The 22,992-nt window shown below is 40.8% G+C and carries 21 protein-coding genes, 2 tRNA genes, 3 pseudogenes and 1 riboswitch; of the genes and pseudogenes, 23 read left to right on the top strand and 3 right to left on the bottom strand.

Features of this window, described 5'->3' with window-relative positions; translation table 11 throughout:
- The 3 genes and pseudogenes from NXV01_RS21060 to NXV01_RS21055 all read left to right on the top strand — a co-directional run bounded on the left by NXV01_RS21060 (nucleotide 1) and on the right by NXV01_RS21055 (nucleotide 1,384).
- A complete protein-coding gene (locus NXV01_RS21060; RefSeq protein WP_148364944.1) occupies nucleotides 1-549 on the top strand; it encodes a Crp/Fnr family transcriptional regulator in 549 nt (182 codons plus the stop codon).
- A 124-nt stretch (nucleotides 550-673) separates the two neighbouring features.
- Nucleotides 674-892: pseudogene (locus tag NXV01_RS25930) on the top strand (AraC family transcriptional regulator); the annotation flags it as partial.
- A 69-nt stretch (nucleotides 893-961) separates the two neighbouring features.
- Nucleotides 962-1,384, top strand: coding sequence for a pyridoxamine 5'-phosphate oxidase family protein (locus tag NXV01_RS21055; RefSeq protein ID WP_259023468.1), 423 nt, complete (start codon nucleotides 962-964; stop codon nucleotides 1,382-1,384).
- A 600-nt stretch (nucleotides 1,385-1,984) separates the two neighbouring features.
- Here the strand turns inward: NXV01_RS21055 and NXV01_RS21050 are convergent.
- Nucleotides 1,985-2,521: a phosphohydrolase gene (locus tag NXV01_RS21050; RefSeq protein ID WP_259023171.1), complete on the bottom strand. Its 537-nt coding sequence runs from the start codon at nucleotides 2,519-2,521 to the stop codon at nucleotides 1,985-1,987.
- A gap of 9 nt (nucleotides 2,522-2,530) precedes the next feature.
- A riboswitch (purine riboswitch) is annotated at nucleotides 2,531-2,627 on the bottom strand.
- A gap of 200 nt (nucleotides 2,628-2,827) precedes the next feature.
- On the opposite strand from NXV01_RS21050, the gene NXV01_RS21045 reads away from it, so the two are divergent.
- From NXV01_RS21045 to NXV01_RS20985, 13 genes and pseudogenes are all read left to right on the top strand, one after another.
- On the top strand, nucleotides 2,828-3,181 hold the full coding sequence (locus tag NXV01_RS21045) for an MmcQ/YjbR family DNA-binding protein (RefSeq protein WP_259023170.1): 354 nt from the start codon (nucleotides 2,828-2,830) through the stop codon (nucleotides 3,179-3,181).
- A gap of 207 nt (nucleotides 3,182-3,388) precedes the next feature.
- Nucleotides 3,389-4,418: pseudogene (locus NXV01_RS21040) on the top strand (tyrosine-type recombinase/integrase).
- A gap of 373 nt (nucleotides 4,419-4,791) precedes the next feature.
- Complete coding sequence (locus NXV01_RS21035; RefSeq protein ID WP_259023169.1) at nucleotides 4,792-5,196, top strand: hypothetical protein; 405 nt, start codon at nucleotides 4,792-4,794, stop codon at nucleotides 5,194-5,196.
- Nucleotides 5,193-6,494 carry a DUF3575 domain-containing protein gene (locus tag NXV01_RS21030; RefSeq protein ID WP_259023168.1) on the top strand — a complete coding sequence of 434 codons (1,302 nt, stop codon included), beginning with the start codon at nucleotides 5,193-5,195 and terminating at the stop codon, nucleotides 6,492-6,494. Before NXV01_RS21035 ends, NXV01_RS21030 begins: the two co-directional genes overlap by 4 nt.
- Before the next feature lie 92 nt (nucleotides 6,495-6,586).
- Nucleotides 6,587-7,555 carry a DUF5119 domain-containing protein gene (locus NXV01_RS21025; RefSeq protein ID WP_259023167.1) on the top strand — a complete coding sequence of 323 codons (969 nt, stop codon included), beginning with the start codon at nucleotides 6,587-6,589 and terminating at the stop codon, nucleotides 7,553-7,555.
- A 74-nt stretch (nucleotides 7,556-7,629) separates the two neighbouring features.
- Nucleotides 7,630-8,913 (top strand): fimbrillin family protein, encoded by a 1,284-nt coding sequence (locus NXV01_RS21020; RefSeq protein ID WP_259023166.1) that lies wholly within the window; start codon nucleotides 7,630-7,632, stop codon nucleotides 8,911-8,913.
- Nucleotides 8,914-9,028: 115 nt separating this feature from the next.
- Nucleotides 9,029-10,105 carry a fimbrillin family protein gene (locus tag NXV01_RS21015; RefSeq protein ID WP_259023165.1) on the top strand — a complete coding sequence of 359 codons (1,077 nt, stop codon included), beginning with the start codon at nucleotides 9,029-9,031 and terminating at the stop codon, nucleotides 10,103-10,105.
- Between the two features lie 71 nt (nucleotides 10,106-10,176).
- A complete protein-coding gene (locus NXV01_RS21010) occupies nucleotides 10,177-11,880 on the top strand; it encodes a fimbrillin family protein (RefSeq protein WP_259023164.1) in 1,704 nt (567 codons plus the stop codon).
- Nucleotides 11,881-12,491: 611 nt separating this feature from the next.
- Complete coding sequence (locus NXV01_RS21005; protein WP_409012942.1) at nucleotides 12,492-12,971, top strand: putative quinol monooxygenase; 480 nt, start codon at nucleotides 12,492-12,494, stop codon at nucleotides 12,969-12,971.
- An 11-nt stretch (nucleotides 12,972-12,982) separates the two neighbouring features.
- A complete protein-coding gene (locus tag NXV01_RS21000; RefSeq protein ID WP_195650359.1) occupies nucleotides 12,983-13,807 on the top strand; it encodes a carboxymuconolactone decarboxylase family protein in 825 nt (274 codons plus the stop codon).
- Between the two features lie 42 nt (nucleotides 13,808-13,849).
- A complete protein-coding gene (locus NXV01_RS20995) occupies nucleotides 13,850-14,416 on the top strand; it encodes a sugar O-acetyltransferase (RefSeq protein ID WP_148364952.1) in 567 nt (188 codons plus the stop codon).
- A gap of 75 nt (nucleotides 14,417-14,491) precedes the next feature.
- Nucleotides 14,492-15,055 carry a flavodoxin gene (locus NXV01_RS20990; protein ID WP_259023163.1) on the top strand — a complete coding sequence of 188 codons (564 nt, stop codon included), beginning with the start codon at nucleotides 14,492-14,494 and terminating at the stop codon, nucleotides 15,053-15,055.
- Between the two features lie 12 nt (nucleotides 15,056-15,067).
- Complete coding sequence (locus tag NXV01_RS20985) at nucleotides 15,068-16,231, top strand: aldo/keto reductase (RefSeq protein WP_259023162.1); 1,164 nt, start codon at nucleotides 15,068-15,070, stop codon at nucleotides 16,229-16,231.
- Nucleotides 16,232-16,321: 90 nt separating this feature from the next.
- On the opposite strand, the gene NXV01_RS20980 is transcribed toward NXV01_RS20985, so the two are convergent.
- Nucleotides 16,322-16,395 (bottom strand) — tRNA-Asp (locus NXV01_RS20980).
- A 55-nt stretch (nucleotides 16,396-16,450) separates the two neighbouring features.
- Nucleotides 16,451-16,524 (bottom strand) — tRNA-Asp (locus tag NXV01_RS20975).
- A 442-nt stretch (nucleotides 16,525-16,966) separates the two neighbouring features.
- Here NXV01_RS20975 and purU point away from each other — a divergent pair.
- The 7 genes and pseudogenes from purU (at nucleotide 16,967) to NXV01_RS20940 (ending at nucleotide 22,920) form a co-directional block, all read left to right on the top strand.
- Nucleotides 16,967-17,824, top strand: coding sequence for a formyltetrahydrofolate deformylase (purU, locus tag NXV01_RS20970; RefSeq protein WP_004297049.1), 858 nt, complete (start codon nucleotides 16,967-16,969; stop codon nucleotides 17,822-17,824).
- Nucleotides 17,824-18,414 (top strand): imidazole glycerol phosphate synthase subunit HisH, encoded by a 591-nt coding sequence (gene hisH, locus NXV01_RS20965; protein ID WP_148364958.1) that lies wholly within the window; start codon nucleotides 17,824-17,826, stop codon nucleotides 18,412-18,414. Before purU ends, hisH begins: the two co-directional genes overlap by 1 nt.
- 95 nt (nucleotides 18,415-18,509) lie before the next feature.
- Nucleotides 18,510-19,229 carry a 1-(5-phosphoribosyl)-5-[(5-phosphoribosylamino)methylideneamino]imidazole-4-carboxamide isomerase gene (gene hisA, locus NXV01_RS20960; RefSeq protein ID WP_148364959.1) on the top strand — a complete coding sequence of 240 codons (720 nt, stop codon included), beginning with the start codon at nucleotides 18,510-18,512 and terminating at the stop codon, nucleotides 19,227-19,229.
- A 103-nt stretch (nucleotides 19,230-19,332) separates the two neighbouring features.
- Nucleotides 19,333-20,085 (top strand): imidazole glycerol phosphate synthase subunit HisF, encoded by a 753-nt coding sequence (gene hisF, locus NXV01_RS20955; protein ID WP_148364960.1) that lies wholly within the window; start codon nucleotides 19,333-19,335, stop codon nucleotides 20,083-20,085.
- Nucleotides 20,086-20,207: 122 nt separating this feature from the next.
- Nucleotides 20,208-20,818, top strand: a pseudogene (gene hisIE / locus NXV01_RS20950) (bifunctional phosphoribosyl-AMP cyclohydrolase/phosphoribosyl-ATP diphosphatase HisIE).
- Between the two features lie 40 nt (nucleotides 20,819-20,858).
- On the top strand, nucleotides 20,859-21,587 hold the full coding sequence (locus NXV01_RS20945; protein WP_004304028.1) for a cell division ATP-binding protein FtsE: 729 nt from the start codon (nucleotides 20,859-20,861) through the stop codon (nucleotides 21,585-21,587).
- 13 nt (nucleotides 21,588-21,600) lie between these two features.
- Nucleotides 21,601-22,920 (top strand): aspartate kinase, encoded by a 1,320-nt coding sequence (locus NXV01_RS20940; protein WP_099146807.1) that lies wholly within the window; start codon nucleotides 21,601-21,603, stop codon nucleotides 22,918-22,920.
- Nucleotides 22,921-22,992 lie beyond the last annotated feature (72 nt).

Below are 22,992 nucleotides of genomic sequence, written 5' to 3'. Positions count from 1 at the left end.
ATGGAAGCTTATTTGAAGAAACTCTGTTTTGAGTATCAGGTGGATGAAAGAGAAGTGAAAGAGCTGTTGGCTCGAATGGAAATGGTGTATCTGGATAAAGGAGAAACGATTGCTTCTGCCACAATGCCGGAGCAGAGCTTGTACATTATTGTTTCCGGTATTCTGCATACATATACCACTCATGAAGGAGAGGAGAGAACCAGCCGGTTTTTCTCTGCGGGTGATGCTGTGTTATGCTATAATTCAAGTCTGTATTCTATCAAGACACTGACGAAATGTGCTGCTTATTACATCAGCGAAGAAGAGATTGAAGAGTTGTGTGCATCTTCAATTTCATTTGCGAATCTGGTCCGTCAACTGATGGAGTATCAGTTTTATTTTAAAGAGGAAGAGAATATGAGTGTCCGCAAACTGACAGTAAGGGAAAGGTATCTCTCTTTATTGGCGGAAATCCCGGATATTCTGTACAGGGTGCCATTGAAGCACATTAATCATTACTTGGGGGCAGATGTAACCAGTTTGGGGTATCTGGCCGGAGGTTCTAAATAGGAAATATAACCTAGACATATTTTTTCTATGTATTCCTTATCAGATGGCTCATGGCTTATTCAATCGAATCGATTTTGGAAAGTCTTTGGATTATTTGGTAAGGAATACTATTTTTGTATTCTGAATGAAAAACTCAATACCTCGATATACTTTTTATAAGCATAAGTATGGGAGTGAACTTTTGGTCGATGTAGTAGAACTGAAGTATGTGAAGAAGTTCCTGGCTAAAAGTACTGTCCACACTCTCAACTATTATGATATTACTTTCATAACAGAAGGTAAGGGAGCTTTTGCAGTCGATAACCAAACCTATGAAGCAATTCCATGTGACGTCCTTTTCTCTTTTATTGCATTACTTTTCTGGTATTTCTCTACTTTCGCATCAGATAATAAACCAATAATAAAAAGTAAAATGATGAGAGACGCGGAAAAAACAGTAGGCAACATGATTGATAAGCTGAAAACAGTTTTTATCGGTTCGGTAGACGGTGAAGGATTTCCTACCATCAAAGCAATGCTGCAATCTAGAAAAAGAGAGGGCATAAAAACGATTTATCTGACAACAAACACTTCGTCCATGCGTGTGGCGCAATACCGGGAGAATAACCATGCATGTATCTACTTCTGTGATACGAGATTTTTTAGAGGTGTTATGCTACGCGGCGCGATGGAGGTCTTGACGGACAGTGCCAGTAAAGAGATGATCTGGCAGGAGGGAGATACCATGTACTATCCGGAGGGAGTGACGGATCCCGATTACTGTGTATTGAAGTTTACTGCTATTTCAGGACGTTTCTATAGTAATTTTAAATCGGAAGATTTTGTGGTCGGGTAACTGATACCTGTGTCAGACGCAAATGTGTGTGAAAATATGGTAGATACGGCAAATCGTAATTGAAGTTTTGGGTTTAATTAACGAATTGGGAAAAAAGAAAGATGGAATGTGAAGAGGAAATCTGATTGTGTAAATAAGGATATAAATGAAATAGTGTGTATTTATATTACTTGTAAGACGTTGTAGATATTTTTATGGTGAATCCTGAAAAACTTGTTTGCTCTATTTTTGACAAAATAAAACTTGTTTTTTAATAAACCCGAATCCTGTTTATAATAAACTTTTTGATAGTTTTAGTAAAACGGTATTCGAGTTTATTATAAACTATTTTAGAACAGTTTGAGAATCAGACGAGAGATTTTAAGCTGAATTATAAACAAAATGGGGCAATAATCATTCGACTATTGCCCCATATCATATAGGAATCGGTATTGTAAAATACCGGGTTATTTATGATTTATGTATGATTATTTCTTTCTTCTTTCATGCTATTTATACTTTTTCTTTTCTCAAAGATACAACATAAGAAGTCATTTGTCAAGTGTCTGATGAGAAAAGTATCTTATCGGTTTTAAAAACAGAGTTCGTATGCCATTTAGCTTATGGGGTACCAATCTCTGCTGATAAACTTATAAATTCATCTTCAACGATTGAAGGGTTTATAAATTCTAATGTTGGTCTGGATAAAATGAACTTATAATCATCAGAAATGCTTTCAGACATAAGGTGTATGAATTCATAAGAAAGCATCTCGTCGTCAATTTCAAATATTGCTTTCTTTTCTGTATCCGCGAGAGGTTCGCTAATAAAATGATTCCAAATCATATTTTGCAGGTGATCTTCGAATTTAAGATATTCTGTAAGTTTGGCTTTTATCGGACGTGTCACATCTGACAGGTAAGCTTCACTGCTGTCATGCAACAAACACCCCAACTGTATACGGTTGGAAAGCCCTCGCGTTTTAGCCTCTTTGCAGCACGCGATAGAATGTTGGGCGACAGAATAAAAAAAACGGGTATGACCGTTTGCACGACAGATCAAAGACAAAGCATGAGCGATGTCTTTCACATCAATTTTTTCAGGAACAGGGTGGATGGGGTCGAAATGCTTCCCCGTAAAAGTTGTAATGTAACTCATAACTATAGTATTTTTTTAATTGACTGTTATAAGTAACTATTTACGGTAGTTTGTAGAAACGCTTGTCCAATTACAAGTATATATAACATGGGTGCAAAGATATAATAATTAATTGGTATAATTTTATTTTTTATATTTCTCTTCTGCCTGATGCAAATATCATTTTGCTTTGATTATACAAATGTATACTTTTGCAAAGTAAAAAAGCTAAAGAATATGGAGTAACGGAAAGTAACTGCTATATGGTCATTCATCCGTCCGATGGATAAGAAATTCGGAACAGAAAAAGAAATTGTATAACTTATAATGAATATAGAAGAGTTTAGAGAATTTTGTTTATCCTTACCCGGCGTTACAGAGAAAATGCCCTTTGGGGCATTTCGTTGGGCGAAAGATATACTTGTCTTTTATGTGAAAGGCAAAATGTTTTGCTTTTTTGATATAAGTAAATTTGATAGGTGCACCATTAAATGTGATCCAATGGTGATTGATGAACTAAAAGCGATGTATAATGCGGTAGGTGCACCTTTTAATTCAAGTCTCAAATATTGGATTAGCATCCGGTTCAATGATGATATGCCGGATGATGAGATAAAAAGACTCTGTGAAGAATCATATAATTTGATATGCGTAAAAAACAACTCTAAATTTAGTATTTAAAATTATTTCACTATTCTAAAAGAAAGATTAGATAGTTACCTATTTCTTCACCAATATTTCATTGTCTGTATTATTTTATGCAATGTATTCTGACTTGTTTGTTACAAGATACCATTCTTCGGATGAAAAATGTTGCAGGTATAAACATTTTGCAGAGCATGTCTGTTGCAAGCAGAACGCATGATGTGAAAACTAAAATTTAGAATTATGGATAAAAATGAAATGGATGTGGAAGTAGTCTGTCTGGCTTCCTATATGAAGGAAGTAATGAAGAAACTGGAGGAGGACAAGAAGCGCCCAGCGGTGCATATCTACAATGCTACACTGAACTCTTTTACAAAGTTTTCAGTGGAGAGTGAAGTGGAAAAGGCATCTGGCTGTGAAACTATAAAACTGCTACCTGAAGGTGAAAAGAAGAACATACCTGTAACGGGGGGTATTTATTCCTGGCAGGTTGAAAGAGTACGAAATCTGGTTGCGGGATAGAGGTGCAAGCTGGAATACGGTATCGACGTATATGCGTACGCTCAAAGCAGTATATAACCGGATGGTGAAGGCCAAGTTGCTGGAATATGACAAGAAGCTGTTTGATGATGTGTATACCAAGGTCGAAGCGCAGACAAAACGGGCACTGACAGAAGATCAGATGAATGTACTGTTTTGTGCTGATGTAGGGAAACTGCCTGAAGAATTGCAAAGCGTATTAGCCTATTTCCTGTTAATGTTTTTATTTCGGGGAATGCCGTTTATTGACCTTGCTTATCTGCGCCGACAAGATGTGAAGGGGAACTGTATCACCTATTGTCGTCACAAGACCGGAAGGAAAATAGTGGTACGCATCGCGAAGGAAGCTATGCCACTGTTTGAGGAATATCGTAGTCGTGGTGCAGGCTCCGGCTATCTGTTTCCCATACTGGATGATATGGTTAAAGAGGATAAAGAGGTATATGCACTTTATCGAAAAGCCTTGCGCGACTTCAACCATAAGTTAGCGAAGCTGGCTACACTGTTGCTCCCGGGCACCGGAATTAGTTCGTATACCGCCCGCCACACGTGGGCAACTCTGGCATTTTATGCAGGCATTCCTATCGGTATTATCAGTAAAGCACTGGGGCATTCATCCATTAAGGTAACGGAAACTTATCTGAAACCTTTTGAAAATGAAAAGGTTGACGAAGCCAATGACAAACTAATTCTGTCGATTGCTAAAAGCGATGCAAATAAAAAAGTTGCATAAGAAAACTGAATAACAACTTGTTTCTAAAGAGAAAATTACTTACCAAGTAATGGATGGTTTAGAGTGCAAAGTTTCAAATTTTCTTTCATAAATCCAAATAAAAGTTTAATTATCTATACTAATTTTGTTCTTTTATCTATTTAACTACATACCACACAAGAGAAATACATATTATTCTAGCGTGCGTTCTGAAAAACACACAAAATCTTCATTCCATTTCTGATATTTCAAAAACGGAACTCATTTTTTTACACTTTACTTGACAGTAAAACCTCCTTGCAACTTAATAGCCGATAAAAAACGCTTTTTTTTAGCCTGAATGAATAATCATGGACCCATTACTTGGTAAGTAACGGTGGCAAAGTAGATTATCATGTTGTCTATACATACACGTACACAAACAGCTATCGCCGTGCTGCATGACCTTTCTTCGAGTAATGTTTTGCAATCGGTCAATTACCTCCTTTCAGAAGGCGAATGGAAAAGCTTGTTTGATGAACTCGAAGAGGGACAGCTCATCCGCCTTCTGCCCAAAAAAGAACCAGGAACACTTTTCTCGTATGAATTATGCCGTTCACTATCGGAAATATCCTTATTAGATGTACTTCAAGCCATAGATAAATCTACCCGTATAAGTATGTCTACCTTTAAAAGAAATTCAACTTTTAATACGCAGATAACCAGTAAAATAAATATTCTGAAACAAATAGCACGCGCGTCATTGGAAGAAGTTAAAATATCAGAATATTCAATCAATAAAACATACCTATCATTATGAATATACCTAAATACATAAGGGATATCAAACGAGGAATTGTTTGCTGTGGATTGCTGTTCACCCTTCTTTTAAACTGCTATGCCGGACAAAAAGAGATGAAGGAAGTGTCTGGTAACATGATGATGCTCTATTTCCGTTTTGACAAATTTGTGGTAGATAGCGGATACATGAATAACAGTAGAACTCTTTGTCATTGGGATGAGTTGTTCACTGACTGTAATTTGTGTGCACGTATCGACTCTATCAATATTTACTCTTTTGCTTCACCTGAAGGGAACAGTGTTTACAATGAACAACTGGCACGTCAGCGTTCAACAGCTGTGAAAAGTTATCTGAAATGGAAATACCCTAACCTCGATCAATGCCACATCCATTTATATCCACAAGGGGAAAATTGGAAAGAATTCCGACAATTGATCATAGACGATAAGAATCTTCCGGATAGGAAAGAAGTGTTACAAATAATAGAACGAAATGAAGATCCTGAACGGTGTAAAGCATTACTGAATAAATTGGATAATGGTGTTCCTTACCGCTACATTCATGATCACTTATTACCTTATTTACGCAATGCCGCCATTTGTGTGGTATGGATAAAGCCGGATTGTTTGCCTGCACTTCCTGAAGTTGCCCATATAAATTCTGATAGCCTGAAAAAAGAATTATATCCGGTACCGCAATTTACAAATGAGACAACAGATAGAGCAAAAGAGAAAAAATTTACTTCTTCCGGATTACGCAAAAAAACGGGACGTCCGCTTTTTGCCCTGAAGACCAACTTACTATTTGATGCTGCCCTGATGCCAAATGTGGAAATCGAAGTACCGATAGGCAAGCGCTGGTCGATTAATGGGGAATATGTGTTTCCATGGTGGTTGTTGAAAGATAATCGATATTGTCTTGAAATCCTTTCAGGAGGATTGGAAGGACGTTACTGGTGCGGAAGTTCCCAAAAACGGGAACGCCGTGAAATACTGACAGGGCATTTTTTCGGACTTTATGTCGGAGGAGGAAAATATGATTTGCAATGGAAAGAAAACGGCTATCAGGGTGAGTTTTTTATTGCAGCGGGTATCAGCTACGGATGGGTGACAAGGATTGCCCGCAATCTACATCTGGAATTGAGTGCCGGGATAGGGTTACTGCGTACAGACTACCGTCACTACCACGCCCAAGATCATTACCAAACCTTATTATGGCAGGAAAACGGAAACTATACATGGCTCGGTCCTACGAAAGTAAAAGTATCATTAGTGTGGCTGTTGAACCACAAGACGAAGAGAGGAGGTGCAGAATGAGTTGTAAGGGGGGAGTAATAAATCATAAACTACTTATATTGACATTTACTCAACTATCAAAATGGATACTTCTTTGCTTGTTGTTTTTTGAGATGAGTTGCGAGCGGCGTGATCTTACTTATTATGAAACGGCGGAAATTACTCTGACCGTCGATTGGAGTCAATCCGGTTTGGATAATATGGATGAGGCGGCGCATGGTGCCACTGCGATATTCTATCCGGTGGATGGTGGAGAGCCTAAAATCTTTTTAATGGGTGACTATTCACGGGAAACTGTGCGGTTGCAGCAAGGAATTTACAATGTAATCCTTTTTAACCGCTCTTTTACAGATTTCAGTAATATTGCTTTTCAGGGCAATGACAGATATGAAACTCTGGTGGCATATAACAAGAAAATAGAAACACGGGTAAACGGGAAGACGAATATACGTACTGTCACTGCTTCGCCCGAAAAACTGGCTGCTGCTGCGGTGACAGGATTTGCTGTTACGGAGGACATGCTTGGTAACTATACCCAAGTAACCACCGGCAAGTCGGAATACTTCACTACGACAGGAGGTGAAAGTTCTATTCTGCACTTCATACCGCAGAAACGATCGTATGAAGTGGTAGCAATGATTCGTGTGGAAGGGTTGAACAACATCCGTTCCGTTGTCTGTCGGCTGGACGGCATCTCCGAATCTGTATTTCTTGCTACGGGTAAGGGATCAGAACAAAATGTGGTACAGGAATTTCCACTTTCCCATCCGGTATTTGATGAAGGTTCGCCTTTTAATGGAACGCTGACAGGCACATTTAATGTGTTCGGCATTGATTTTTCCCAAAATCACCATTTGCATCTGGAGGCGCAGCTGGTAGATGGGAAAACTCTTTTTACAGGAGATTATGACAATGTGAAAGTGACGGAGAAAGACAATGGTGAGGGAATTGTAACCATCTATGTGGAAGCCACGATCGATAAGATTCCGGATGTGGAGCCCGAAACAGGCTCCGGTTCAGGATTTGATGTGGATGTGGACGGTTGGGGAGATGAGGTAGATACGGATATACCGATTGGATAATGTATCAACGATAGGAGATTAGAATAGGGACAGGAAATGAATTAAAAATAAAACGTAATTTAAAAGTTAGGAAAATGAAAACGATTAATGTTATGACAGTATTGCTTGCTGCTTTGCTAATGGCAGGTTGCTCGCAGAATGAAGTGATGGAGGTCAGTCCGGACGCGCATCCACAAATGACGTTTGGCGGATATACAAGAACCTCCACCCGCGGGGTAGACATGGATAATAACAGTATCCAGAAAGATCCCGATGCAGCCGATGAATATGGTGGTTTCGGTATCATGGGTTATTTTACGGGTAATAAACCATGGGACGAGGCAAAGACCTCAACTGCACCCGGCTTTATGCACAATCAAAAAGTGAAATGGGATAAAACACTGAATAATGGCAATGGGGGATGGACTTATAGCCCTGTCAAGTATTGGCCCAACAATCAGAAAGATATGATTTCCTTCTTTGCTTACGCTCCGTATGAAAGTGCATGGGAGACTGGAACAAAAACAGGTGTAACTGTTTGTAGTGCCACTACGACGGGTATCCCTTATATAAATTTTAAACTCAAGGAAGGGGCTGATCTTCCTAAAATGGTCGATCTCGTAGTTGCCGAAAAGACTGACCAGAAATATGATTCCAGTACCGGTGGGAAAATAAAATTCCAGTTCAATCATACCCTTTCCCGTGTCTCCTTCAAGGCAAAACTGGGAGATGGTGAATTTAGCGGTATGGACGGTACTGAAAGTTTCGTCTATATCACCGAGATGTGGATTGTGGGAAGCAATCATGGATCAACAGCAGAACAAGGTAATATGTCACTGCTCAACCCTTCGGCGTCCAGCAATGCCAACTCCAAATTCTATACTGCTGCTACATGGAAGGAATTACACTGGAATTATGAGGGGGCAGTTATTCCTGAAAAAGATTTCAGCTTGAAGTCTATGCTGGATGTAGACAGTGGTATCACGGAATCCAATCCGACTGAAGGACATAGCAAAACAATTTCAGGCGTAAAAGTAACAGAAGCATCACAAACCAAACCTGTTTCCTTATTTCCTGACAAACAATATCTTTACCTGATTCCGGTAGGTGATACGTATGTTGATGCAACCAAAGGGAGCGGCTGTGCTGATGGAGAAATCCAGATTGGTTTCCATTACGACATTGTGAGTAAGGACGAAACGAATGCTGACCAATACATTGCCAGCCATGCGGAATCTGTTATTAAACTTCCGGTAGGGCATATGAAACGTCAAAAAACATACCAATATACGCTCACTATCAATCTACATGCTATTGTTATTGATGAAGCTAAAGTGGATGACTGGGGAAAGGAAGTAACTGAATCTCCAGTGGAATAAACCTATCCGGTTTCCTGTGAAGATACGGATATAATTAAAAGGCCGGACGAGGTTGAATGTCCTTTTCCGGTCACCAGCATAAAGAAATCACGTGTAACAGAATAGAAAAAGAAACATGAATGGAGAAACTGGAAGTAGAAGTATGAGGATAAAGTATCTGTATGATATTCTTTTTACGTTGTCTTTGTTGTTGGGGGCTTGCAGTGGGGAAGAAAGTACATACGAATTTCCACAAGGGAATACTGCTGTAGGCTTTTCAGGAGATATTCCTCTGACAAGAGCTACAAAGGAGTATATTACAACAGACAACCTTGAAAATATAGGTGTGTTCGCCTATTTTACACATGGGGATTTTGACCAAAGTGTTGCAACGCCCAATTTCATGTATAACCAACTTGTTGCAAAGCAATCGGGTAGCGGATGGTCTTATAGTCCGGTCAAATTCTGGCCGGACAATTCAACAACAGACCGGATCAGCTTTTTTGCCTACGCCCCTTATGTGAATGATGTTGAAAGCACTACCCCTTCCTTTCAGGATAGAGGGACGGCAAAAGGATTTCCGGTGTTAACTTATATCGTTCCTGTCGGCGAAAACAATCAGATAGATCTTCTTGCTGCAACTCCGGTGATGAACCAAAACAAGGGTAATATAAGCTTCAAATTGTACCATACGCTGACTAAACTCAATATTTATGTGAAAAGTAATGATGATACAGAAGGAAAATCAGTAACCGCTTTCTCCGTTTCGGGTATGAAAAGCGGACGATTGACTTACCATGCTCCTACCACTGATACCGACAAAGGTTGGAAGTGGACCTATCCATCATCTGATGAGAAGGAAACTTTTATCACTGATATCACAAATTTTCCTGTGCCAAATACTAGTACGGAAGAAAAGAAATTGCTTGCCACTTTTTTTCTACTTCCCAATGGAGAAGGAAGTACATTTAGTATCACTTATCAATATACGGCAAAGGGTGCAAATGATGATTCCATTACTCAAATTATCAAGATGGAAAATCAATCTTTTCCTTCCACTGACAATTGGATTCCGGGAGCTTCTGTAGGTTATACCATTGGCATCGCAAGAAAATCAATATCAGTGATGCCGGAGGATGGTCCCGTGCCATGGGAAGAGAACACTGACTCTGAAACCGTCAACGGAACAGTAGACAAACAGGAGACTGACTAATCCGGCTGAAGAGTGTAAACATCGCGAAGAAATATCAGTTTGTTTAAAATGATAATATGATTAAAAGGTATATGAAATATCTCATCGGCATAATTTTTTGGAACATTCTTTGGGTTTGTTGTGCATGCACCGACGAAAACGAAATAGACAACGGAGGAAGAACGAATCACTGTAATGGCATACCACTTACTATTCGGACTATAACCACTGATTTTGAAAATTTCCCGAGTTCCGGACAACATTCAACACGTGCTTCTGTGAACGATAAGCATCTTAAAACAGAATTTGTTGACGGTGATTTGATTGGTGTCTTTGCTGTGAAAAATGGCACAATAGTGGATGATGTCGATAATATTCCATTGGTTTACAGTGCATCGACCGGTAGTTGGAATTCGGTAGAGAATGGTAGGATACTTTATTGGTATGACGGAGTGAACTATGTTGCATATTATCCATACAGAGAAAAGATCACGATAGATGCCTCACAAGATACTAAGGCAATCATTAATTCATTGATTGGTAATGATAAATTGCAACCGGCAAAAGACCAGTCTACATTAGAACAATATACGACCAGCGATCTGATGATTGCTACCGGTACGCCCGATGTCAGTAACCCTTCCCGGATCATCTTGAATTTGCTGTTTCAGCATCAGTTTACGTTGTTGCTACTACAGCCACAAGCATATATAGGCTGTTTTGCACCTAAAAATGCGGGTTTTGTTTACCATCAGGAATCGAGGGTTTTAGCTATAGACTCAATGACTGTGGGAGTGAATTTGAATGATGTTATTCCTTACCAGATAGATTCATTGAGATATTGTGCCATTGTTACACCAAAAGAAGAAGCAAAGATTTTCGGAAACTATCGGACCACTGACGGTAGAAATAATGAGGAAACAAAGATAAACTATTCGGGTAGTACCATCACTTTTTCCTCGGGAAAATGTTATACGCTGAAAGTTATCAGTCCTGTACCCGGCAAAGGAAGTACAGAAAGGAAACTGCGTCCGGGAGATTTTGTGTTTCAGAATATAACAGAGAAACGAATAGAGGTACATCCGGGAGATGACCTGCTGGAAGATGACGGGAAAATATATGATTATCAAAATGCTATCGGAATGGTAATTACTTGTGAACCTACTAAAATGACAGATCCGAAATGCAATGAAAAAGGATGGAATCATGCCTATGTGATGGGGCTGGATAATGTAAGATCTGTTTGTTGGGGGGAAGAGAATAAACTGGAAAAAGATATCACTCCGATGACAAAAGACGACAACATTGAGGATAATATGAATGGTTATTCTGAAACGGAACAATTGCTGGAAAATAATGTAGATGTTTCTGATGACAAGTATGTTTTCACAGCGATAAAGAAGTATAGAGATAAGACGGGGTTACCCGATGGTATCAACCGTAGTCCGTGGTTCATCCCGAGTATCGGTCAATGGGTTGATATGCTAGTGAATATCTGTGGAAAGTCTCCGAGAACGTTTCGGCATAATACAGGTAATGGCTTGAATGATACAGGATGGGGAAAAGAAACGTATGGTAAATTAACGAAACAGCTATCAAAAGTAGGTAGCTTATTGCCGGAATTCACTCCTGATCGCAGACTTGGTTTTAGTTGCAGTTCCCAGTATGATAAAGACAAAAACTGGATGTTACTCTGGCACTTTGATGACCCTGATTATCCTACTTGGGATAGAATCTGTTTGCAAGGATATAAAAAAAGTGCATCCTGGCATCTACGTCCGTTTTTTGCTTTTTAGGTGTGAAAAAATATCGGATAATTGTATTTAGAATGGTTCCGTTATAATTGAGATTAAAAAGGCTTTGAGGCATTGTCTCTGCAATTCATCACCACTAATAAAAGTTTTTAATTCCCTTCACCCGTGAATTTCCTATTTATCGGGTATTCGGAAGAAATGTGTAAGGGATAGATAAAATGATATATCTGTAGAAAGAACGATGTACCTCTTGTTAACTCTCAAAAGCATAGCTTTAAACTGGCTAAAGCTATGCTTTTTATTCCCTAAAGCTATGCTTTAGGAAGGTAAAACGAGCTATCCGTGCAATAATTCCGTTTAAATACTTGCTGGAAGACAGCTGGTTTACTTGTACCGGGCTATTTGTACCGGGCTTGTGAATTTTGTTTTCAATTCTCACAAGAAATTCCATCTTTTGGCTATGGCTAAGATGGAAAATACAAAATATGTTACTAAGAAATGGGGGAAGTCTCTGTTGAAGCAATCATTGGAAAGCTAAAGAGTTTAACCGATGTGAAACTATTGCAGAATCGGGAATTTTGGTACAAATATCCGTAAATCATATACAAATCTATTCATTTTATCGCAGTAAATTTGCAATTGAAAGTTTAACAATGAAAAGATTGAAAATGATGGATTACAAAATCTTTTTAAAAAAGGCATCGCGCCTTGTAAGTGTTCTGTCTTTGTTTGCCATGTTGTCATGCAGTACGGCAGTGAAAAAGAATACGGAGCAACAGCCCGGAATGTGTGCCAAATTGCCTATGGCAGCTGACGGTATTGTGCGGCTGTCGAAGATAGAGGTTTATCCGGAGTATCTTGAAGAATATATGAAATATGCGACCGAAGTGGGTGAAGTCTCCTTGCGTACTGAACCGGGAGTGCTGACTATGTATGCCGTCAGCGAAAAAGAGAATCCCGGCAGGATAACTATTCTTGAAACTTACGTGAGTCAGGAGGCTTATAAATCTCATATTGCATCGGAGCATTTTCAAAAGTACAAGCAAGGAACGCTGCACATGGTTAAGACTCTCGTACTCTCTGACCAAATGCCGCTTAACCCCGCAAATTGCATTAATAACTTCATTCAATAAACGAAATGATTATGAACAAACTCCTTTTATTTTCAGTATTTAGTATTTTAACACTCAATGTTATGGCACAAGAAAAGATAGTACAGACGGCAGGACGTGACCAGTTAGGAACGTTTGCCCCCAAGTTTGCGGAACTCAATGACGATGTTCTCTTTGGAGAAGTTTGGAGCCGCACTGACAAACTCGGTCTGCGTGACCGCAGTTTAGTAACCATTACCTCCCTTATCAGTATGGGAATCACGGACAATTCGCTCGTTTATCATCTTCAGTCGGCGAAGAAGAACGGCATCACCCGCACGGAGATCGCAGAGATTATCACTCATATAGGTTTCTATGCAGGTTGGCCGAAGGCGTGGGCAGCGTTCAATTTGGCAAAAGGAGTATGGTCTGAAGATATTGTTGGTGAGGATGCCAAAACAGCTTTCCAGCGTGAGATGATTTTCCCTATTGGCGAACCCAATACAGCCTATGCACAGTATTTTATCGGTAACAGTTATCTTGCTCCGGTTTCGCGCGAGCAGGTGAATATCTCTAACGTTACTTTTGAACCGCGTTGCCGCAATAACTGGCATATTCACCGTGCAACGAAAGGTGGCGGACAGATGCTTATCGGTGTAGCCGGTCGAGGATGGTATCAGGAAGAAGGTAAACCGGCGGTAGAGATTCTGCCTGGTACGGTTATCCATATTCCTGCCAATGTGAAACACTGGCACGGGGCTGCTGCCGACAGTTGGTTTGCTCATCTGGCTTTTGAAATTTCCGGTGAAAACACCTCCAATGAGTGGCTTGAACCGGTTACAGATGACGAGTATAACAAACTCGAACAGACGAAATGATGATTTCTGCTAATCCTGTTTTATCTTTTGAAAGGAAATACTATGACTACCGAGGAATTTAAGGAATATGTAAAGACGCGCAAGGCGCTTAATACAGAAGAAATACATCGTTTGATGGATGATATGAGTAATGAGGCAAGACGTATCACCTTCCAACTGAATACGGCATATCACACACCGGACGAAGTGCGCCGATTACTCTCCGGGTTGTTCGGTTATCAGGTGCCATCGTCGCTCCGGGTTTTTCCACCGTTTTATACGGATTTTGGTAAGAATATTACCGTTGGTGAGGGTGTGTTTATGAATGCCTGCTGTCATTTTCAGGATCATGGTGGTGTGACTATTGGTGACGGTTGTCAAATCGGGCATAATGTGGTTTTTGCTACACTTAATCACGGGTTGGCTCCGCAAGACCGTAAAACGACTTATCCTGCACCTATCGTACTCGGTAAGAATGTATGGATAGGTTCTAACGCGACGATTCTTCAGGGAGTGACTATCGGTGATAATGCTGTTGTTGGTGCCGGAGCTGTAGTGACAAAAGATGTGGAAGCGAATACGGTTGTGGGTGGTGTTCCTGCACATTTTATCAAAGTAATAGAAGAATGAGAAGCCTGTGGGGTTACTCCATCGTGATAATGTCTAAACTAATTAGTGATAAGAAATATTTAAAATCAAAATAAAATGAAACAGATTATATTCATATTTATGAGTCTCCTTTGCTTTAGCTGCTCATCAAAAGCGCAGAATCAGACAGCGAATACTAATGTACAGTCCGATAAGAAAATCCTGGTTGCCTATTTCTCTTGTACTGGAACTACAGAAAAAGTTGCCGATGCCATTGCAAAAACGATTGGCGGCAAACTTTACCGGATAACTCCCGTTACGGCCTATACCTCAGCAGATCTCGACTGGAACAACAAGAGTAGCCGTAGCTCAATTGAAATGACGACTGAAAATTCACGTCCGGAATTGGGTGGAGAAGCGCTTGAACTGAAAGATTACGACGTGGTATTCCTTGGTTATCCGATATGGTGGAATTTATGTCCGCGTCCGGTCAATACATTCCTTGAGAAATATGATTTCTCCGGTAAAACCGTTATTCCATTCGCGACTTCCGGAGGAAGCTCGATAACTAATAGTGTAAAACAACTCAAGAAACTTTATCCAAAAATTACATGGGGAGAAGGGCAGTTGTTGAACGGAAGCGTTAAACAAGCCGGAGAGTGGGCGAAAGGAGTAATATAAAAACGTAAATTTATGGAAGAGAACAATAAAATGAATATTAGCCGTCGCGGATTTCTCAAGGCGACGGCACTGGCGGGAGCAGCATTGGCTGTGCCAACTGGATTGGATAAGGTTTTTGCATCTGAAACGAAGCAACCCGAAACATCCCGTACTGACAATGAGTCTGCACGTATTAGAGAGCATCGGGTATTGGGTACAGGCAAGGCGGCTTTCGAAGTATCGGCACTCGGTTTCGGTGTGATGGGGATGACTTACAACCGCAGTCAACATCCGGACAAGAAACAGTGCATCCGCTTGTTGCATGAAGCGGTAAATCGTGGCATTACGCTTTTCGACACCGCTATTATCTATGGACCGCTAACAAATGAAGAACTGGCCGGGGAAGCATTATCCGAATTTAAAGGCCGGATTAACGTAACGACTAAATTCGGACATGAGGTAATTAACGGAAAAGCCACGGGGCGTCAGAACAGCCGCCCGGAAACCATCCGTCGTTATTGTGAAGAGTCACTCCGTCGTCTCCGACTCGATTCACTTCCCATGTTTTACCAGCACCGCGCTGATCCGGATACTCCGGTGGAAGAGGTAGCATCGACTATTGCCGACCTGATGAAAGAAGGGAAGGTGCAGCGTTGGGGAATGTGTGAAGTGAGTGCCGAGAGTATTCGCAAGGCTCATGCTGTATGTCCGCTCACAGCGATTCAAAGTGAATATCATTTGATGCATCGTTTGGTGGAAGAAAACGGAGTGCTCGACACCTGTCGGGAATTGGGTATCGGGTTTGTTCCATATAGTCCGTTAAATCGCGGTTTTCTAGGTGGTTGTATCAATGAATACACGGTTTTTGATCCGAACAATGATAACCGCCAGACCTTGCCACGTTTTCAGCCGGAAGCGATGCGGATGAATACCCGTATCGTGAATGTTCTACAAGCTTTCGGCCGCACGCGAGGCATGACCTCGGCGCAAGTAGCACTCGGCTGGCTGTTGCAGAAAGCACCTTGGATCGTACCCATTCCCGGAACGACGAAACTGTCACATCTCGAGGAAAACCTATATACATTGTCTTTTGCTCTTTCGCCCGAGGAGTGGAAAGAATTGGAGGATGCCGTTGCAGCTATTCCTGTTATAGGAGACCGATATAATGCAGAACAGCAACGGCAGGTAGGTCGTTGAGAATCTCTTTTCTTTGTTATATAGAACTTGGAACAGGATAAGCATTTATTATCAACAAAAAAGGAGAATGATTTTACTCATTCTCCTTTGCGGTGCGTACGGGACTCGAACCCGTGACCCCATGCGTGACAGGCATGTATTCTAACCAACTGAACTAACGCACCAAATTTTAATTGGATTAACTCATTTCTATTCTCTTTGCTTCTTAATGAAAAAAAGCGGTGCGTACGGGACTCGAACCCGTGACCCCATGCGTGACAGGCATGTATTCTAACCAACTGAACTAACGCACCAGAATTTCAATTTATTAATCTGCCTCTCTCTCGATTGCGGGTGCAAAGGTAGTTGTTTTTTGTAAACCTGCAAGCGTTTTGAGAAAAGTTTTTTTCAAGAAAAAACGAGAAAAATGCTTAGTGTCTCATTTTGAGTACTTTTGTAATGAAAAAAAATATTCGTTTTTCTTCAGATCGGATAGTGACGGTATCCGGTTATTATAGTGATGCTATCACGATGGAATACCGTCACTATCCGAAGGCAATGGCGTCACTATCCTAAAGTTTGTCATTCTTTTCATTGAAAATAACTCCCGATATCTTTCTATCTGTAAGAAATCACCGTTTTTATATCAACTTTCTGCTTGAATAATTCGTAATTTTGCAATAAATCGTTATTTTTGCGGACTAAAATTAGAAAGGTGGAAAATAATCCGCCTAGAATCGTTAATTAGTAAAAAGAATGATGACAACAGCCAAACTGTTATTGCACTGTCCCGACAAACCGGGAATCCTTGCGGAAGTGACAGACTTTATTACGGTAAACAAAGGAAATATTATCTATCTGGATCAGTATGTAGATCATGTAGAGAACATCTTCTTCATGCGTATTGAATGGGAACTGAAAGATTTTCTGGTTCCGCAGGAAAAAATTGAAGATTATTTCAGAACACTCTACGGGCAAAAATATGAAATGGATTTTCGTCTTTATTTCTCTGATGTTAAACCGCGTATGGCTATTTTTGTATCCAAACTGTCACATTGTCTTTTCGATATGCTAGCCCGGTATACGGCAGGAGAGTGGAATGTAGAGATACCTCTTATTATAAGTAACCATCCGGATTTGCAGCACGTAGCAGAGCGCTTTGGAATTCCTTTCTATCTGTTCCCTATCACTAAGGAGACGAAAGAAGAACAGGAACGCAAGGAGATGGAGCTGCTTGCTAAACATAAGATTACATTTATCGTATTGGCACGCTATATGCAGGTGATCTCCGAACAGATGATTAATGCTTATCCGAATAAGATTATCAATATTCATCACTCTTTCCTTCCTGCGTTTGTAGGGGCGAAGCCTTATCACGCAGCTTTCCAGAGAGGGGTGAAAATTATTGGTGCAACTAGTCATTATGTAACGACAGAACTGGATGCCGGACCGATTATTGAACAGGATGTAGTGCGCATTACTCATAAAGATGCTATTGAAGACCTTGTAAATAAAGGAAAGGATTTGGAAAAAATCGTTCTTTCGCGTGCAGTGCAGAAGCACATCGAGCGCAAAGTTTTGGCTTATAAAAATAAAACAGTAATATTTAGCTGATGAAAGTAGCAGTTGTAAAATACAATGCCGGCAATATTCGTTCTGTGGATTATGCTTTAAAGCGGTTGGGGGTAGAAGCGGTGATTACTGCTGATAAAGAAGAACTCCAATCGGCTGATAAAATTATTTTTCCCGGAGTGGGAGAGGCGGAAACTACCATGAACCACTTGAAAGTAACGGGACTGGACGAACTGATTAAGAATCTCCGTCAGCCTGTATTTGGAATTTGTCTTGGCATGCAGTTGATGTGCCGGCATTCCGAAGAAGGAGAAGTCGATTGTTTGAATATCTTTGATGTGGACGTGAAACGTTTTGTCCCGCAGAAACATGAAGATAAGGTGCCGCACATGGGATGGAACACCATTGGGAAAACGAATAGCAAATTGTTTGAAGGGTTCACCGAAGAAGAGTTTGTCTATTTTGTGCATAGCTTCTATGTGCCGACCTGCGAATTTACTGCTGCTACAACTGACTATATTCACCCGTTCAGTGCTGCACTGCATAAAGATAACTTTTATGCTACCCAGTTCCATCCGGAGAAAAGTGGCAAGACAGGAGAGAAGATTCTGACAAACTTTTTAAACCTCTAAGATGCATATCTTAGTTTCTAAAATAGATTAGAGATACCCGAAAGCGTATGCAGCTAAATAATTAAATAGTAAATTGTCAAATAGTAAATAAACAGATGATAGAAATTATTCCAGCCATTGATATTATTGACGGAAAGTGCGTACGCCTTTCCCAGGGAGATTACGATAGTAAAAAGGTGTATAATGAGAATCCGGTGGAAGTTGCTAAGGAGTTTGAAGCGAATGGTGTTCGCAGGCTTCATGTGGTAGACTTGGACGGTGCTGCTTCTCATCACGTTGTTAACTATCGGGTGTTGGAACAAATTGCTGCACGCACTTCTCTCGTTATTGATTTTGGTGGAGGAGTAAAGAGTGATGAAGATTTGAAAATAGCTTTTGAGAGCGGTGCGCAGATGGTAACCGGAGGAAGCATTGCGGTGAAAGATCCGGAATTATTCTGTCATTGGCTGGAAATATACGGCAGTGAGAAGATTATTTTGGGGGCAGATGTGAAAGATCATAAGATAGCCGTCAATGGTTGGAAAGATGAAAGTGCCTGTGAACTTTTTCCATTTCTCGAAAATTATATAGATAAAGGTATACGAAAAGTAATCTGTACGGATATTAGCTGTGACGGAATGTTGAGTGGCCCTTCTATTGATTTGTATAAAGAGATGCTGGCAAAATTCCCTGACCTTTATCTGATGGCTAGTGGCGGGGTGAGCAAGGTGGATGATATTGTTGCCTTGGATGAGGCCGGTGTTCCCGGAGTTATTTTCGGTAAGGCATTATATGAAGGACATGTCACTTTACAGGATTTGAGAATCTTTCTATAATGAGCGTATCGGAATAAATAAGATGCCTTTATTATAAGGGAGATAAGAATCAAGCTTCAGGAATATAGATTATAAATTGTTGAACAATAAATAAAATAGGATTGTGTTAGCAAAAAGAATAGTACCTTGTCTGGATATAAAAGACGGACAAACCGTGAAAGGAACGAATTTTGTCAACTTGCGCCAAGCTGGTGATCCGGTGGAGTTAGGCCGTGCTTACAGTGAACAGGGAGCAGATGAACTTGTTTTTCTGGACATTACTGCAAGCCATGAAGGACGTAAGACTTTTACGGAATTGGTAAAACGGATTGCTGCTAATATCAATATCCCATTTACCGTAGGTGGTGGAATCAATGAATTAAATGATGTAGACCGTCTGCTGAATGCAGGAGCGGATAAGATTTCTATCAATTCTTCCGCTATCCGCAATCCCCGGTTGGTTGACGAAATTGCAAAGAATTTCGGCTCACAGGTTTGTGTGTTGGCTGTGGATGCTAAACAGACCGAAAATGGTTGGAAATGTTACCTGAACGGAGGGCGCATCGAAACGGATAAAGACCTGTTCGAGTGGACTAAAGAGGCACAGGAACGCGGAGCAGGAGAAATACTCTTCACAAGCATGAATCACGATGGTGTAAAAGCCGGTTATGCAAATGAAGCACTTGCTGCTTTAGCGGATCAGCTCTCCATTCCCATCATAGCTTCGGGAGGTGCGGGCTGTAAGGAGCACTTCCGTGATGTCTTTTTACAGGGAAAGGCAGATGCTGCATTGGCTGCCAGTGTTTTTCACTTCGGAGAAATTAAAATTCCCGAATTAAAATCGTATCTTTGCGGCGAAGGAATTACCATCAGGTAATTGCTGTGCTGCAAAAATTAGCCTATAGGCTGCGGCGAAGGAATTACCATCAGGTAAAAAAAACATTCGTAGGCGATAGATAGTAATTGTAAATTGAAATAGTAATTAGAACTTATATAAAAATGGAATTGGATTTCGATAAAATGAACGGACTCGTTCCGGCTATCATACAGGACAACGAGACACGTAAGGTCTTGATGCTGGGTTTCATGAATAAAGAAGCTTATGATAAAACGGTAGAAACCGGAAAAGTAACATTCTTTAGCCGTACGAAGAATCGTTTATGGACAAAAGGTGAAGAAAGCGGTAACTTCCTTCATGTTGTATCTATAAAGGCCGATTGCGACAATGATACATTACTGATTCAAGTAGAACCGATAGGCCCTGTGTGTCATACAGGCACAGATACTTGTTGGGGGAGAAAAACGAAGAACCGGTCATGTTCCTGAAAGAATTGCAGAACTTCATAGACAAGCGTCACGAAGAAATGCCCGAAGGTTCTTATACGACCAGTCTGTTTGAGTCGGGAATCAATAAGATAGCTCAAAAAGTAGGTGAGGAAGCTGTGGAAACAGTGATCGAAGCAACGAACGGTACTGACGAACGTTTGATCTACGAAGGAGCCGACCTCATTTATCACATGATTGTATTGCTTGCTTCAAAAGGCTATCGCATTGAAGATCTTGCACGTGAACTGCAGGAAAGACATAGCAGTACATGGAAGAAGCATTAATAAGTAAAGATTAGAAATTAAAATTAAAACGGGAGTCGGCATGGATGACGGGGCGTTGATACAATATAAGAACGTAGAAATCCATCAACAGGAACTCTGTGTGCTAAGTGATGTAAATCTGGAATTGCACAAAGGAGAGTTTGTCTATTTGATCGGAAAAGTAGGCTCGGGAAAAACGAGTCTGCTCAAGACTCTTTATGGCGAACTGGACGTAATTGACGGTGAAGCGGAAGTGCTGGGCTATAATATGCGATCTATCAAACGTAAGCATATCCCGCAGCTGCGCCGCAAATTAGGCATTGTATTCCAGGATTTTCAGTTGCTTACAGACCGTACTGTATATAATAACCTGGAATTTGTGCTTCGTGCCACAGGTTGGAAAAACAAACAGGAGATACAGGATCGCATTGAAGAAGTGCTTCAACTGGTAGGAATGTCCAACAAAGGTTATAAACTTCCGAACGAACTTTCCGGTGGCGAACAGCAGCGCATTGTGATTGCACGTGCCGTACTCAATTCTCCGGCTATCATCCTGGCGGATGAACCTACCGGAAATCTGGATGTAGAGACAGGTAAAGCTATCGTTGAATTGTTGCACAATATCTGCGAATCCGGCTCATCGGTAGTGATGACGACGCACAATTTGCAACTGCTGAAAGATTATCCGGGCAGGGTATATCGTTGTGCCGACCATCAGATTGTAGATGTGACCGATGAATATATGCCCAGACAGAGAACAATAGAAATAGATTTAAATATAGATAACTAAAACAGTAACGAAAATGAAAGTTTTAAAGTTTGGAGGAACTTCCGTAGGTTCTGCTCAGCGCATGAAGGAAGTAGCCAAATTGATTACCGATGGTGAACAGAAGATTGTTGTTCTTTCTGCTATGTCAGGAACAACAAACACATTGGTGGAAATTTCGGACTATCTGTATAAGAAGAATCCGGAGGGTGCCAACGAGATTATTAATAAGCTGGAAGCAAAATATAAACAGCATATTGATGAGCTTTTTGCAACCCAGGAATATAAACAGAAAGGTCTTGAAGTTGTCAAATCCCACTTCGACTACATCCGCTCCTATACTAAAGACCTTTTCACTTTGTTCGAAGAGAAAGTGGTTTTGGCACAGGGAGAGCTTATTTCTACGGCGATGGTAAACTTCTACCTGCAGGAATGTGGTGTGAAGTCCGTGTTGCTTCCGGCTTTGGAATTCATGCGTACTGATAAGAATGCAGAACCGGACCCCGTATATATTAAGGATAAGTTACGTGCTCAACTCGATCTTTATCCGGATACGGAGATCTACATTACGCAAGGTTTCATCTGCCGCAATGCTTACGGTGAGATAGACAACCTGCAACGTGGTGGTAGCGACTACACCGCTTCTCTGATCGGAGCAGCAGTGAACGCTTCCGAAATCCAGATCTGGACAGATATCGACGGTATGCACAATAACGACCCGCGTATTGTTGACAAGACCGCTCCGGTGCGTCAGCTTCATTTTGAGGAAGCAGCCGAGTTGGCTTACTTCGGTGCAAAAATTCTGCACCCTACTTGTATCCAGCCGGCTAAATATGCCAATATCCCTGTCCGTTTGTTGAACACAATGGATCCGGAAGCTCCGGGTACACTAATCTCCAACGATACGGAAAAAGGTAAGATCAAGGCAGTAGCTGCAAAAGATAACATTACTGCTATCAAGATCAAATCCAGCCGCATGTTATTGGCTCACGGTTTCTTGCGTAAGGTGTTCGAAATCTTCGAAAGTTATCAGACATCCATCGATATGATCTGTACGTCAGAGGTCGGTGTATCTGTTACGATAGATAACACGAAACATCTTAATGAGATTCTGGATGACCTGAAGAAATACGGAACAGTAACCGTTGATAAAGGAATGTGTATCATCTGTGTTGTAGGTGACCTTGAATGGGAAAATGTCGGTTTTGAAGCAAAAGCACTCGATGCGATGCGCGATATACCGGTGCGAATGATTTCGTTTGGGGGAAGTAACTATAATATCTCCTTCCTCATTCGGGAGTGCGATAAGAAAGTAGCTTTACAATCGTTGAGCGATATGCTTTTCAACGGCAAGTAATTCCATAAATAACACGAGCGCTTTTACCGAACTGATAAAAGCGCTCTTTTTTAACCAACTAAACAAGTTTTT

The organism is Bacteroides sp. BFG-606, from assembly GCF_024788145.1.
GTDB classification, from domain to species: Bacteria; Bacteroidota; Bacteroidia; order Bacteroidales; family Bacteroidaceae; genus Bacteroides; species Bacteroides vicugnae.
Note: the sequence above shows the minus strand (reverse complement) of the source record. Positions and strands in the feature narration are given on the sequence as shown.

What these genes read in the sequence shown, in the direction of transcription:
- NXV01_RS20985 (WP_259023162.1), top strand. Translation starts at nt 15,068, where the DNA reads ATGGAAGAGAACAATAAAATGAATATTAGCCGTCGCGGATTTCTCAAG.
- NXV01_RS21045 (WP_259023170.1), top strand. Translation starts at nt 2,828, where the DNA reads ATGAATATAGAAGAGTTTAGAGAATTTTGTTTATCCTTACCCGGCGTT.
- NXV01_RS21000 (WP_195650359.1), top strand. Translation starts at nt 12,983, where the DNA reads ATGAACAAACTCCTTTTATTTTCAGTATTTAGTATTTTAACACTCAAT.
- purU (WP_004297049.1), top strand. Translation starts at nt 16,967, where the DNA reads ATGATGACAACAGCCAAACTGTTATTGCACTGTCCCGACAAACCGGGA.
- NXV01_RS21005 (WP_409012942.1), top strand. Translation starts at nt 12,492, where the DNA reads ATGAAAAGATTGAAAATGATGGATTACAAAATCTTTTTAAAAAAGGCA.
- NXV01_RS21050 (WP_259023171.1), bottom strand. Translation starts at nt 2,521, where the DNA reads ATGAGTTACATTACAACTTTTACGGGGAAGCATTTCGACCCCATCCAC.
- NXV01_RS21020 (WP_259023166.1), top strand. Translation starts at nt 7,630, where the DNA reads ATGAAAACGATTAATGTTATGACAGTATTGCTTGCTGCTTTGCTAATG.
- NXV01_RS21015 (WP_259023165.1), top strand. Translation starts at nt 9,029, where the DNA reads ATGAATGGAGAAACTGGAAGTAGAAGTATGAGGATAAAGTATCTGTAT.
- NXV01_RS21030 (WP_259023168.1), top strand. Translation starts at nt 5,193, where the DNA reads ATGAATATACCTAAATACATAAGGGATATCAAACGAGGAATTGTTTGC.
- hisA (WP_148364959.1), top strand. Translation starts at nt 18,510, where the DNA reads ATGATAGAAATTATTCCAGCCATTGATATTATTGACGGAAAGTGCGTA.
- NXV01_RS21010 (WP_259023164.1), top strand. Translation starts at nt 10,177, where the DNA reads ATGAAATATCTCATCGGCATAATTTTTTGGAACATTCTTTGGGTTTGT.
- NXV01_RS21060 (WP_148364944.1), top strand. Translation starts at nt 1, where the DNA reads ATGGAAGCTTATTTGAAGAAACTCTGTTTTGAGTATCAGGTGGATGAA.
- NXV01_RS21055 (WP_259023468.1), top strand. Translation starts at nt 962, where the DNA reads ATGATGAGAGACGCGGAAAAAACAGTAGGCAACATGATTGATAAGCTG.
- hisH (WP_148364958.1), top strand. Translation starts at nt 17,824, where the DNA reads ATGAAAGTAGCAGTTGTAAAATACAATGCCGGCAATATTCGTTCTGTG.
- NXV01_RS21035 (WP_259023169.1), top strand. Translation starts at nt 4,792, where the DNA reads ATGTTGTCTATACATACACGTACACAAACAGCTATCGCCGTGCTGCAT.
- NXV01_RS21025 (WP_259023167.1), top strand. Translation starts at nt 6,587, where the DNA reads ATGAGTTGCGAGCGGCGTGATCTTACTTATTATGAAACGGCGGAAATT.
- NXV01_RS20940 (WP_099146807.1), top strand. Translation starts at nt 21,601, where the DNA reads ATGAAAGTTTTAAAGTTTGGAGGAACTTCCGTAGGTTCTGCTCAGCGC.
- NXV01_RS20990 (WP_259023163.1), top strand. Translation starts at nt 14,492, where the DNA reads ATGAAACAGATTATATTCATATTTATGAGTCTCCTTTGCTTTAGCTGC.
- NXV01_RS20995 (WP_148364952.1), top strand. Translation starts at nt 13,850, where the DNA reads ATGACTACCGAGGAATTTAAGGAATATGTAAAGACGCGCAAGGCGCTT.
- NXV01_RS20945 (WP_004304028.1), top strand. Translation starts at nt 20,859, where the DNA reads ATGGATGACGGGGCGTTGATACAATATAAGAACGTAGAAATCCATCAA.